10 protein-coding genes, 1 other RNA gene and 3 pseudogenes are annotated in these 12,987 nt (G+C 29.7%); 2 read left to right on the forward strand and 12 right to left on the reverse strand.

What is annotated here, in order from left to right:
* The first annotated feature begins 509 nt into the window (after window positions 1–509).
* Window positions 510–1,811, forward strand: a complete 1,302-nt coding sequence (locus ACYUDJ_RS03245) for an MATE family efflux transporter (protein ID WP_460289516.1) — start codon at window positions 510–512, stop codon at window positions 1,809–1,811.
* 108 nt (window positions 1,812–1,919) lie between these two features.
* Here the strand turns inward: ACYUDJ_RS03245 and ACYUDJ_RS03250 are convergent.
* Window positions 1,920–2,171: pseudogene (locus ACYUDJ_RS03250) on the reverse strand (MFS transporter); the annotation flags it as partial.
* Window positions 2,172–2,277: 106 nt separating this feature from the next.
* Here ACYUDJ_RS03250 and ACYUDJ_RS03255 point away from each other — a divergent pair.
* Window positions 2,278–3,177 carry a GNAT family N-acetyltransferase gene (locus tag ACYUDJ_RS03255; RefSeq protein ID WP_460289517.1) on the forward strand — a complete coding sequence of 300 codons (900 nt, stop codon included), beginning with the start codon at window positions 2,278–2,280 and terminating at the stop codon, window positions 3,175–3,177.
* 238 nt (window positions 3,178–3,415) lie between these two features.
* Here the strand turns inward: ACYUDJ_RS03255 and ACYUDJ_RS03260 are convergent, their stop codons facing one another.
* The 11 genes and pseudogenes from ACYUDJ_RS03260 to ACYUDJ_RS03310 form a co-directional block, all read right to left on the reverse strand.
* A complete protein-coding gene (locus ACYUDJ_RS03260; protein ID WP_460289518.1) occupies window positions 3,416–4,144 on the reverse strand; it encodes a LysM peptidoglycan-binding domain-containing protein in 729 nt (242 codons plus the stop codon).
* A gap of 156 nt (window positions 4,145–4,300) precedes the next feature.
* Window positions 4,301–4,540, reverse strand: coding sequence for a DUF1963 domain-containing protein (locus ACYUDJ_RS03265; RefSeq protein ID WP_460289519.1), 240 nt, complete (start codon window positions 4,538–4,540; stop codon window positions 4,301–4,303).
* Between the two features lie 156 nt (window positions 4,541–4,696).
* Complete coding sequence (mnmH, locus tag ACYUDJ_RS03270; RefSeq protein ID WP_460289520.1) at window positions 4,697–5,803, reverse strand: tRNA 2-selenouridine(34) synthase MnmH; 1,107 nt, start codon at window positions 5,801–5,803, stop codon at window positions 4,697–4,699.
* A 412-nt stretch (window positions 5,804–6,215) separates the two neighbouring features.
* Window positions 6,216–6,403, reverse strand: a non-coding RNA gene (gene ssrS, locus ACYUDJ_RS03275) — 6S RNA.
* Window positions 6,404–6,528: 125 nt separating this feature from the next.
* A complete protein-coding gene (locus tag ACYUDJ_RS03280) occupies window positions 6,529–7,317 on the reverse strand; it encodes a YwqG family protein (protein WP_093481299.1) in 789 nt (262 codons plus the stop codon).
* A gap of 525 nt (window positions 7,318–7,842) precedes the next feature.
* Window positions 7,843–8,058 carry a sortase family protein gene (locus ACYUDJ_RS03285; protein ID WP_321161465.1) on the reverse strand — a complete coding sequence of 72 codons (216 nt, stop codon included), beginning with the start codon at window positions 8,056–8,058 and terminating at the stop codon, window positions 7,843–7,845.
* Window positions 8,033–10,766 (reverse strand): annotated as a pseudogene (locus ACYUDJ_RS03290) (CehA/McbA family metallohydrolase). Before ACYUDJ_RS03290 ends, ACYUDJ_RS03285 begins: the two are co-directional and overlap by 26 nt.
* 286 nt (window positions 10,767–11,052) lie before the next feature.
* Window positions 11,053–11,724, reverse strand: a complete 672-nt coding sequence (locus tag ACYUDJ_RS03295) for an HAD family hydrolase (RefSeq protein ID WP_085333425.1) — start codon at window positions 11,722–11,724, stop codon at window positions 11,053–11,055.
* A gap of 203 nt (window positions 11,725–11,927) precedes the next feature.
* Window positions 11,928–12,293, reverse strand: coding sequence for a hypothetical protein (locus ACYUDJ_RS03300; RefSeq protein ID WP_030035407.1), 366 nt, complete (start codon window positions 12,291–12,293; stop codon window positions 11,928–11,930).
* Between the two features lie 127 nt (window positions 12,294–12,420).
* Window positions 12,421–12,774 (reverse strand): VanZ family protein, encoded by a 354-nt coding sequence (locus tag ACYUDJ_RS03305; protein ID WP_347477339.1) that lies wholly within the window; start codon window positions 12,772–12,774, stop codon window positions 12,421–12,423.
* Window positions 12,657–12,987: pseudogene (locus ACYUDJ_RS03310) on the reverse strand (VanZ family protein); the annotation flags it as partial. The gene ACYUDJ_RS03305 and the pseudogene ACYUDJ_RS03310, both read right to left, overlap by 118 nt.

Here is a 12,987-nt window from a genome sequence, read left to right on the forward strand (position 1 = left end):
ATAAAAAAATATCAAGATATGAATGAATTTGGTATTCTTTAACTTAAATATAAAATTAACCTACAATTATAACAATCAAACTAAGTTTATAATAAACTTTTCTTAATGTATTATACCAATATTATATTAAGAATACAATACTATTACAACGGGATTTGTGTCAAATTATAGTGAAAAATTGTGATTTCCCTCTAAATAAATAAGCTCGCCAAAGTTTCTTTCTGCATTTTCTTCTCTTAGTTATATAGTCACCTGTAAATGCCATACTTGTTTGCTGTATAGGGTTATACTTACCTTTCTTTATTCTTTTATCCGCATCAGCTTTTAAGTTTATATCTTCTTGACAAAATCTAATGGAATATGATATTATTTAGAAAATTTAATAATTAAACACCAATAAGTTGCCACCGGGTAACTCATTTCATAGTACTTAACTTTATTCCTTTAGGTCTTAGTAGGAATAAATGTTAGGTATTTTTTTATGTTTATTTTTAGGAGGAATCATGAAAATGAGTATTAAAAATACATTTATGCGCTATATTTTAACAAATGTTATAGGAATGCTTGGTCTTTCATGCTATATTTTAGCGGATACTTTTTTTGTATCTAACGGATTAGGAGTAACGGGATTAACAGCTCTAAATTTATCAATTTCCATTTACAGTTTTATTAATGCGACAGGACTTTTAATTGGAATTGGTGGTGCTACAAAATATTCTATTTATCAAGCACGAAATAAGCATAACAAAGCAAATATTATTTTTACCAACTCCATTAAAATTGGGATTCTCTTGGGAATATTTTTTTTACTGATTGGTTTATTGGGATCTTCAACACTTAGTAGTTTATTAGGAGCAGATGAAAATATCTTTCGTATGACAAATACCTATCTAAAAACACTACTGTGTTTTGCACCTTTTTTTATTCTTAATAATATTTTTATAGCTTTTATTAGAAATGACGGAAATCCTAAGCTGTCAATGGCTGGAATGTTAATCGGAAGTCTAGCAAACATTATTTTAGACTATGTTTTTATTTTTCCTCTTCAGTGGGGAATGTTTGGAGCGGCTTTTGCAACAGGACTAGCACCTATTATTAGTATGTGTATTTTAACAAGGCACTATATTAAAAAGAAAAATCACTTCCATTTTCATAAGTCAAAATTATCAATAAAGCAGATAACTTATATTTGTAGTTTAGGAATATCATCCTTCATTACGGAAATTGCTTCTGGTATTATTCTTATTGTATTTAATTTACTTATATTAAATATTTCCGGGAATATAGGTGTGGCAGCCTATGGTATTGTGGCTAATTTGGCTTTGGTAGCAACTTCTATTTTCACAGGCATTGCTCAAGGAACACAACCTTTATTGAGTGAAAATTTTGGGCAAGGAAATAATAAAAAAATTCTACAATTATTTAAATATGCAATCTATGCATCCTTTGTAGTTTCAGTTGTTTTATATTTTCTTGTTGTTATTTTTAATAATCAATTAGTAGAAATATTCAATAGAGATCATATAAAAATTCTCTCAAAAACTGCATCTAATGGATTGGTTATTTATTTTGCTGGTTTCTTCTTTGCAGGAATTAATATTATTACATCAGCTGTATTAAGTTCTATAAATGAACCAAGACATGCTTTCACTATTTCAATTTTACGTAGTGGTTGCATTATTGCTCCTGTAGCTTTATTTCTATCTTATTTCTTTCAAATGATTGGAATATGGCTAAGTTTTCCTTTGTCAGAAATAATAACACTAATTTTAGGAGTATTCCTTGCTAAAAAATCCTTCAAAAGATTATGAGCAAACACATAAGCTGAAAATCAAAATAACCCAAAATTATCAAAACTCCCCATCATTATCATAGTTATAATGATGGAGAGTTTTCTTTTTGTTTTACATAGATTTCATCTACCTTACCACTTTTAAGGATGAACCTATATACCTATTACGAGATGCGCCTAGACCAAATATAAATAATAAGGCTGTAATACCGATTAGTGCTTGAAGTGGAACCTTCCAGCCATTAGTTACATCGTGAAGAAATCCGAACAATATTGGTCCAAAGGCGGCAAGCAGATATCCAAATGACTGTGCCATTCCAGACAGTTGAGCCGCTTCATTTGAATTTTCCGTACGTAAACTAAAAAACCTCAAAAATAGTAAAGATAATTTTATCATATTTGCCCTTTTATATATTGCAGCATAAATCTCAATATAATATAATAAAATAAATTCATTGATAATATCAACAAAGTGAGGTGTTAAATTGAATAAGGCAGAAATAGTTAGAAAAGAACTAAGACTAATTATAAGAGAATTAGGACTACTTAATTATAATTGTCTAAACTCTGGACTTACATTAGTACAAGCCCATGTATTGGACTATCTTAAACAGAATGGCATTACTCCTTTTAACGAATTGGCAATACAATTAGGAATTGATAAAGCTTCCTTAAGTAGAATTCTTAATAGTTTAAAAGCTAAAAATTTTATTAAAATAGAAAAGTCTCCTAATGACAAAAGAATAAAACACATTAGCCTTCTTTCATCAGGATTGGAAGCTATGATAAATGGAGATATGGAAGCTAATAAGTTTATCAATGAAATTCTAGATCTAGGAAATGACACTGTTAATGATGACATTTCAAAATCCTTAAAAGAATTTCGTATTCTTGCATTAAAAAATAATCTTATGAAGGATGATTCTCGAATAAAAATAGAAAGATTATCATCAAATTATCTGGATGATGCAATAAGGTTAACCACAGAAATATTTGCTTATGAACAAAATATCCCTAAAGAATTAATACCTCTAAATAAAGATTTGAAGCAAATTTGGTGGTGTGCAAGAATAGGTGAAGACATTATCGGTGTAGTAGCCTGTTGGTGCCAAGATAATCAATGGCATTGGGGAAGATTTGCAGTGGATAAAAGGCTCCGTGGCTTAGGAATAGGCAAAAAAATGGCTATATTTTCTCTAAATGAAATTTTTAATCTTAATGTAGAAGAAGTTTTTATAGATGCAAGAGATGTAACTGTAATAATATTAAAACAGCTTGGGTGTGAAGTATTAGGAAAACCAATAGATTTTTACGGTGAGCCAGTTACCCCTGTTGTAATAAAGAAGCAGGATTTTATAAATAAGATAAAACAACAAACAAAATAGGTAAAACAAATCATTATCTGATTTTACATTTGGCTTCTGCGAAGGGATTTCTTTTGTATTTATAATGACTTGGAGTGTATATGTGTTATTGCTTAACAAAAGGAAAAATCCATGTAAATTTAATTAAAGATAAATAAAGTTTTAATAAGGTAGTCAGTGTTGACTACCTTATTTTGTGTTATAAATCAATCTTTTAATCTAATAGATCTTTTTAATAAAAAATTAATTGTTTTAAAGTTTAATCTTGAAATCTTTCGGGAAACTGTTTTACAATGCCATCTGCCATCATATCTGCCATTTCTAAAGCCTGCATTTCAAGATCATCATATATAGAAATACCTTTTTCATAATCTGATGTAAGTATAGCAACTGCTTCAGCTTTAACAAGTGCTAAATGTTCATGTAACATTGCTTGCCAATCTTCAAAGTACCAATAAGGATTAATTTTGCTAAGTAGCTCAGCAATTTGATCTGCATTTTCGTACCATCTTTTTTCAGCATCTGCTGCTGCATCAGTATTTCCTGCCTTAGAGGCCTTAACAATTTCTGAAGCTATAACAAGGTGATTTGTAAGCAACTTATTAAATTCAGCAGCAACCTCATCGCCATAGAAAGGTCTTAATGCTTCCTCAAAATCTTTAGGATTTCTAAGAAGCCTAGCTACAACAAGATCCTCATTAGGTGAACCTGCTACTATACTCATTATAGCCAATCTTGTCCAAACAGAATGTTGTTCCCAAAGCATACGCATGGTATCTCTTAGGGCCATTTCTGATTCAGTAACTCTAAACATATCAATATAATCCATATCATCTATAGATCTGTATTCGGGATATATATAATTAGGGTCTACTCCTGAATCTGCTTCGGTAACTGGATAAATGTTTGTAGCATATATTTGTTCTAACAATTCATCTGTGCCATATGGTTCACTACCATAAAAATTTGTCATTGGATATAAATACATCCTTCTCACCACTTTAATAATCTTTACATTTTATAATATGGTCGTGTGAGGAACAAAGTTACATGTATTCTTACATATATATCAAAATTTATACTTAGCAGCAATCCCAATTATATAAAACTTTAGTAAAATCAAGTTTCTTTAAATCTTCTTCATTTATAAAAAGTTGGCTACTCCAGCATCTCCAAACATTAAATCACATTCATCTTCACAATCTAATTGAAGCAATAATGTATTAAATCTTTCTAGATTCTTATCATAATATCGTGGATCACATTGAGTAAAAGCAGGATATCCTCCTAATTTACTTTCCCAAGGCATTGTCTTCTGTTCTTCTAATTTAATCTTTATATAAGGTTTTATAGCTTTTTTTATTTCGCCTGTAAATTTTTTCATTAAAGATTCACTTCTACTTTTATCTGATGACTACCTGCTCTAATACTCTCATCTTCTTCAAAGTTGGAGTAAAGAGCAGATACGCCCCTAGATAACGATTTTTAAGCTTTAGAGGGCGTAAAAACTCCCTCTAAAGCTTAAAACTCTGTTTATCCATTATCTTTCTAATTCTTCTATATACTCTAATACTTCTATACTATTACCTTTAAATATTACATTCCTATTAGATTTATCTATGGAATGCTTATACATAGGATCATAATAATTAGTTAAAAATAATTCTATCCAATTTCTGTGCCTATCAATGCTATTAGTTTCTATTTGAGTTTTGTAAGCTAGTTTAAGCTCTTCTATTATTACCTTCATTCTGTCTCCGCCAAGCTTGCCTTTAACTCTTTCTATACTAGAAACCATATCATTTAACCAAGATTCTAATGCTAAATCTCTATATTTTAGTGCTTCAATATGCTCCTTTTGACCATTTACCACATATTCTTGTAATATATTTTCCACTCTTTCTTCTACAGTAGCATCTAAGAATATTACATCCCCACTGTGAAAATGATTATAAAAACCTTTTGGTATGAAATTCTTCCCAATGTTTTTACTTTCATCTTCTAAAATCATATATTTATAATTTTTATCCTCATGTTTGATTACGCTATAGGCTAAGCTATTTTCAAAGTTTATTTGTGTTTTTTGTGGTGTAATAAAATGACCAAAGGTGGAGCCTCTATGATGTGCAATTCCCTCTAGATCTATAGAATTCTTTAGTTTATTTAATAATATTGTTTTACCTGAACCTGTATATCCAGTTAAAACTAAAGGCTTTGATTTAATATTTTCAGGCTCTAATGAGTTTATAAGATGATTACGAAATGCCTTATATCCCCCTTCTAGCTTTACTATATATTGACCTGTTGCTTCATATATCCACTCCTGTGCTATAGTTGAACGGTACCCCCCTCTAAAGCAATGAATTATAGTATTAGTATTTTCCCTAAAATATTTTACCCATGAATTCACTCTTTCTTCTTTTACACTTCCAGATACAAGCTTAAATCCAAGCTTTGTAGCTTCCTCATTACCTTTTTCTTTATAGCATATACCTATAATATGTCTCTCTTCATTAGATAATATAGGTAAATTTATTGAATTTAATATTGCTCCTTTTTCATATTCAATTGGAGCTCTAACATCTATTAACTTTGTATCATTTAATACTATACTTTTAAAATCATTTGTTACCCTTAAATTATTCATTTGTTACCCTTCTGTTTCATATTTTTCATATTATTTTTTGCCACTATAAATTATACATTTCTTTTATGAAAAAATAAATGGTTATTATTTAGTACTAAATAAGGATTAACATTTTATTTCTTATCATCTAAGCTTTGCCCCTTTAACCTTAATTTATGTCTAGATTATAATGAAACAACATGGACATCTTTTGTCTTTTAAAAAATAAAAAAAGCCTAACTACATTATCTGTAGTTAGAACTTAATTTTAGTATTTATTAAGAATATCTCTATCTGCAAACTTAACCCCTGCACCATTAATCATTTCATATTCATCTTTATTTTTGTTATATAAAATTTTCCCCCTTGAGGAAAATATAAAAAGAGAGGTTACCTTCCTCTCATAACAACATTCATGCTATATTTTTAAAGTTATGCATCCAAAATACCGCTGCTCCAATTTTGACACCTATCTCTCGATAGGTGGGTGTTCTCACAAATGCTTTGCTGTCTTTGCCACTCAATAGTTGGTCTTATAAGACTAATCCACATTTAAGTATTGAACTCCCGTATAAATAATGTAGGTTCAAAATAAAAGCTCTACAAATATTCCAGACCATATTTCAATTGTTTATATCTAAAATTGTTGGAACAATTTCTTTGTAAAACTATTATATAAAGATTACAAATAAAATTCAATAAGTTTTTAATGGTAAGAAAAGAACTTTTTTTAAAAAAATTTATACTTAACAACAATCCCAATTATATAAAACTTTAGTAAAATCAAGTTTCTTTAAATCTTCTTCATTTATAAAAAAGTTGGCTACTCCAGCATCTCCAAACATTAAATCACATTCATCTTCACAATCTAATTGAAGCAATAATGTATTGAATCTTTCTAGATTTTTATCATAATATCTTGGATCACATTGAGTAAAAGCAGGGTACCCTCCTATTTTACATCCATCAGAGCTTAATTTCTCCATATAATCATCTACTACTTCTTCTGGTAAATTAATGCTACCATATATCTCATTAAATCTATAATCCTCCCAGGATACAGGCATATATTCTTCTGATGAAAACTCCATTTTTCCTTCATGGCTAAAAGGCATGTACCAGTCTTCTTCTAACTCTCCTAAAAATGAAAAGTCCTTTATTAAGTTTTCTTCATTTTTTACAACTTCAGGTATGTATATTACTCTAAATGTATCTTGTATGCACTGATCCTGAAGAGCAAGTCCATAAACATCATCAGCTAATATGTAAAACTGCAATATGCCTTTTTGTGGGAAGGACTCTAAGTGTGGAACTTCCTCAAAATTTATCTGAGCTAGTAATCGCAAATATTCTCCATTGGATGTTTTAGGGTATTCCATACCAATTTCTAAATAAGGATCTCCTCCTAATTTACTTTCCCAGGGCATAGTTTCTTTTTCTTGTAATTTAATTTTTATATGAGGTTTCATGGTTTTTTCTATTTCGCCTCTAAATTTTTCTAAGCTTTTAGGTAATTCTAATTTGTTCATTAATATCTCTCCATTCTTACTAAAATTAATCTCACCATACACTAATCACTTTAGTTATACTCTATCTACCTTTAAGATTTTCTATTTATGTATTAGTAAATTCATAAAATCTTGTCCATTAAAAGTACTTTTTTAATTCATCTTTTTATGTTTTTGAAATCAATTAAACATCTTTTTTTATATATCTCATTATAATTACGCATCCATTATCCATCAAAAATTAAATTCCTCTTTTAACCCTCTTTTACTATTTTCGACCATTAAGATGAAATCTTTGGTATTTTTACGTTTAAATTTATTAATTTTGTGTACATTTTTGGTACTACTTATCATTTTATTAAATATAGGTCTATTTTTAGTTATTTAGTTATGAACTATATAATACTTTATCTAGAATTTATTGAAGGATATAAAACTTTTTTTAAATAGATTTCCACCATTTAAATTACATAACCTAGCTCAGCTGCACCGGTTCACTATAAATTGTTCTGAAATTATCCATAAGAAAAAACAGCATCCTAAGATGCTGTTTTATTTATTCTTCACTAAGTTTGCCAAAACTATATAACGCTCTGGAGCATATCCAATAAAATAAAATGGATAACAAGTGGTCATAGTAAGTTTCGCATTAAATGACCAAGAAATACATCCTAGGCCTATGACTATAATTCCTAGACTTAAGACTTTTACCAATGATAACTTTTTAAATGATAACTTAAATTTACTCATGACGCTTTTTAAATACAAATACACCTGCACCTAGTAATGATAATATAGAACCTGCTAGTAATATTCCGTATGTACAGTATTTGGAAGTTTCCCTTTTCCAACTGTAGTCGCTTTTGTCCCTTTATTTGATCCTGGTTTTTCTGTTGACCCTAGCTTTTCTGTTGACCCTGACTTTTCTGTTTACCCTGTTTTTTCTGTTGACCCTGGTTTTTCTGTTGGCCTCGGTTTTTCTGTTGACCCTGGTTTTTCTGTTGACCTCGGTTTTTCTGTTTACCCCGGTTTTTCTGTTGACCCTGGTTTTTAGTATCATCCGCAATCTCTACCCAAATAGGATTTGTAACTGCATAGTGACCTTTTCCATCAGTTGCAACAAAACTATACCATGTATTTTTTGTTGGTTCTACATCTAGTTTATAGTTAACAGTATCTTGTGTATTATTAAAGTCTTTTGATGCAATAATCTTACCTTCGCTGTAAACGTCAATATGATTTAATCCATTAACAGCTTGGATTTCTGTATTTAATGTGTATTTTTCACCTGCATTAACTTTTTGTGTTGTACCAAACATTGTGTTTGCTTTTGGTGTAAATATAGGTCCCATTGTTACATAACTATGACCATCTTTTATTGTTTGAAGATACTTTTCAGTTGTATTTTCACCCTCAATATAAGCGTATAATCTGATAATTCCTGGGTATAATCCTGAAGTTGCATCGTGCTGGTCTGAACCTGCACTTAAATATTTTTTAATACCTTTATTCCAATATCCCATTGCAGAATCTAATGCTCTTTTATCCATGTTAGTACTGTCAGTTAAATCAATTGTAGATTGTAATTCAAGTAAATCGAAATCTTCAGTACCTTCATCATATCCACCTTTAACGCTATCTCTATTATAGAAGAAACCATATTCTGTATATGGATGATTAACAACTACAAGAGCGCCCATATCATGTCCAGCTTTAATTATTTCTGCTGGGGTTAAGTCTGGTGAAATCGGATTCTTTGTATAATCAGCACCTAAAATACCCCAATGACCCCAACCTGGAGAAACTTCAATACTTGGAATAAATGGCCTGTTACCTTCTTTAGCTAATTTAGCCATAAGAGGATCATTTACTACTGAATCATGATCAGAAACAAGGTTATAATTTAAACCTGCTGCAACTTGAGCTTTATATAGTTCTTCAACTGGTGTTGCACCATCACCAAAGTCTGCATGTTGATGGTTGTCCATACTATACCAATTTCTTGAATTTGTTTTTATTAATGTAGGAAGTACAACTTTTTCATCAATCGTTTCACCTGGCTTTATTGTTTTTGTTATTGTAGCTGGAAGTGATTCATAATCACTGGCACGTGTAATTGTAAACGTTACAGGATTTTCAGGAGCTGATACCTCAAATTTAGCTTCATGGGTTTTTGAATCTGTAAAGAATACAGTTCCCCCAAGTGTTTTAAATGTTGATGTAATTCCTGATACAGTTACCTTGAAATCAACTGGATTTCCATTTTCATCAACAGCTTTAAGAGAAGCGTGAGCTCCATCTTTAACCATAAAATCTAACTTTGAATCTCCTGTTAAGTTTAACTTCTGAATATCTGACGGTGTATATCCCTTAGCTTCAACATGAACCTCATATTCATCTTCTGGTAAATCAAATTCAAAGTGACCATTTTCATCTGTTATTTTCCAAGCAAATGGCTGCATAATATCTTTTTTAAGTTGTTCTTTACCATGAGATTTTACAGTTTCCTTATAAGAACCTTTTTTACTAATTACTACAAATGCATCTTTCACAGAATTTCCCTTCGAATCCTTAACTACACCGTTTACATTCGCTGATTGAATTGTTGGATCTTTTTCTATGAAACGTTCAATAATAGGTGTTGTTTCACCTTTATCTGAGACTAAAATTTCACCTGTATAAATACAGCTCTTTCCTGGTTCAATTGTATTATTTACATAGACATCCTTATATCCACTTGACCCTTTATATGTATTTGCCCCATCTAATTGAACGGAAACAGCATAATTTTTATCATAAGTTACAACGTAATTTCCAAATCTTTCATTAACATCTTTATCAGCACCAATTCCGATACCAGTTATTTTTTTGTCAGGATAATATCCAAAAGGTCCAAAAGTGCTAGCAGCTAAAGTACTAACTGAATATCCTCCATACATGTTTTCATAAACATCATTTCCTGCTGGATTTTCAACAGTTGTTTTTAAACCAATATAATTTTTACCATCTTCTAATGTATACTCAATTGTGACATTTAAAGGTAATTTATGTCCCGCTGTCCAATATCTTGTTTTAGCAGTAACAACAACCTTATTCTCTTCTTTTTTGTATGTAATATTTTCCTTTGGATTTTTCTGTAGATTTTCACCGTTAAATGCTCCTGTAGATGTCCAGTAATTGTTTAAAAATTCAATATCATTTACTAAATCAACACCAAATTTACCATCTTTCATAATGGCAACATCAAGGATACTTCCATTTGTCATGTTCCAGTAGTTATTTGTTCCTACTGCAAAAGATGCAGCAATTTTATCATTGTATATTGTAAAGTCGTCTGCGTGAATAGCCATACCTTGATTAATAGGTGTAGCACCCTCAACAACTCCAACATCTGCTTTGACAGGCCTTGTTAATAACATCGAGCACAATGCATAAGCACCCAATAACAATGATAATTTTAATTTCTTAGATTTCATAATTATGTCCCCCTTAATTCGGATAATAAAAAATTTTATATTAATTTAAAAATTAACAATCAAAGTTAACTTGTTTCTATTTAATACTTGAGTTAATAAAAAAACTTACAAATTATATTAATTAACTGATAGGTAAAAAATGCAATATAACCTATATTAATTCTTTTTATTGTAAATTGTAACACAACTCCCAATAAAATCAAAGTGCTTTTTTATATTTTAAATTTTTAACTCATTAAATTAAATTGTAAATTAATATTAATAATAATTAACCTTAAATTAAAATTTATTTTAGTAAATTTATAACGTTTGTATAATCTTCAATCACTTCATCTACACCATCTATTTTTAACATTGCTTCTTTATCAAGCATAGAAGCAACTCCAACTATTTTATAAGCACCAGCTCTATGTGCCGACATTATGCCAGACTTTGCGTCTTCAAAAACCATGCATTCATTTATATGAATTCCGATTTTATTAGCAGCCCTAATATAAATTTCTGGCTCTGGCTTTCCTGGAATTGTTCCATCATCATACACTACATTAGATATATTAAACCATTTTGCTAAATCTAAATGCTCAAAAAAGAATTTAACATTATTCAATCCTGAAGCAGTAGCAATTGTAAAAGGAATTTTACTTTCTTTTAAATAATTTAAAAAATCTATTAATCCATTAGCTAATTTGAATTTATTATTATCTGCTAGGCATAGTTCACGGTATGTTACTTCTTTTTCTTCTGCTAATTCTTCTATTTCTTTTTTAGACAACTCTGTCCCTAAAAAATATGGTAATGTAACATCTGCATTTCTGCCATGAACGTATTCTTGAAATTCATCATCTGTCACTTTTTTACCTATTTTTCTTTGTAAATATGTTCTCCAAGATATTTCTTGAATTTCTCCATCATAGAACATAGTTCCATTAAAATCAAATATTACACCCTTTATATTCATAATAAATCTACCCTCTTTCTTATAAACTTACTATTTATTTACTTGTTTATATCATTCATATGTCACATTTTATGGATAATGGGCAGCTTAGACTTTCTTAATATAACTATGATAGAACTGAATCTAAAATTATGTTCCTCAACTCTACACATTAGAATTTGTCTAGCTTCGAGTTATACTCACATTTTCACCCAAAACTGGAATTAACCTCTTTTACTAATTTCATCTGTTATTAATGATTTTGAAATATACATCGCTTTTATTATGTTCTTAAAGCGCTTGTAATGAGAGGTACCCTCCGCAAATTTTAGCTGTGCTTTTTCACATTTGCTGATAACTGAAGATACTGGGCGTAGTGCTTCTACCAATTCTTCTTTTGTATATTTATCCATAACATTTTCATCTGTTATTAATGATTTTGAAATATACATTGCTTTTATCCTGTTCTTAAGGAGTGTGTGCTGAGAGGTACCTTCTGCAAATTTTGGCTGTATTTTTTCACACTTACTGATAGTTGAGGATACAACTCGTAGTGCTTCTATCAATTCTTCTTTTGTATATTTGTCCATAGCATTTCACCTCAAATTCATAATTTATCTAGCTTGTATTATAATACAATTGTTCTTAACCGAAAACAGCCCACTGACAAATTCTTATTTATATTACTCAATCTCAGATTGGAATTTGTCTAATCATTTAAAATCCATAAAGTAATTTTGCAAATCCAAATTGATTAAATAAAAGAAAACGTCCCATAAACATTACAACTATATATATGATGGGCTCCCATTTACAGCAATCGTATGATTCGGGTTCACTTTTTATTACACAAGTAAACATTTTATATATACCATATCCAATGAGTCCACCTATCGTATTCAATATTAAATCATCAATATCAGTACTTCTATTGTTTAATAATTGAGTGATTTCTATAAACATTGAAAATGAAAATCCTGATACGAGAATATAGAGCACTTTATCTTGCTTTTTCCATAAAAAGGAAGTAAAATACCAAAAGGAATAAAAAGTAATATGTTTTGTAAATATGCCACTATATCAATTTCATTAGAAAATGGCATAAAGTTTAGCTTTTGCGTTATTTCAAAGCGATAATGAAGTATATCATATAAAGTTCCTGTTCCTGTAAAATAAAATACGGAAATTATATAAATTGCAAAAGCAATAGTAATTCCACAATGAATTCTTGATGTTAATATACCCTTACGTTTATTCATATTATTGAATATCAAGAAAGTCACA

The organism is Clostridium sp. CTA-6 (assembly GCF_054768115.1).

Coding starts and splice junctions, on each gene's coding strand:
- ACYUDJ_RS03245 (WP_460289516.1), top strand. CDS start 510: ATGAGTATTAAAAATACATTTATGCGCTATATTTTAACAAATGTTATA.
- ACYUDJ_RS03260 (WP_460289518.1), bottom strand. CDS start 4,144: ATGTATTTATATCCAATGACAAATTTTTATGGTAGTGAACCATATGGC.
- ACYUDJ_RS03265 (WP_460289519.1), bottom strand. CDS start 4,540: ATGAAAAAATTTACAGGCGAAATAAAAAAAGCTATAAAACCTTATATA.
- mnmH (WP_460289520.1), bottom strand. CDS start 5,803: ATGAATAATTTAAGGGTAACAAATGATTTTAAAAGTATAGTATTAAAT.
- ACYUDJ_RS03295 (WP_085333425.1), bottom strand. CDS start 11,724: ATGAATATAAAGGGTGTAATATTTGATTTTAATGGAACTATGTTCTAT.
- ACYUDJ_RS03300 (WP_030035407.1), bottom strand. CDS start 12,293: ATGGACAAATATACAAAAGAAGAATTGATAGAAGCACTACGAGTTGTA.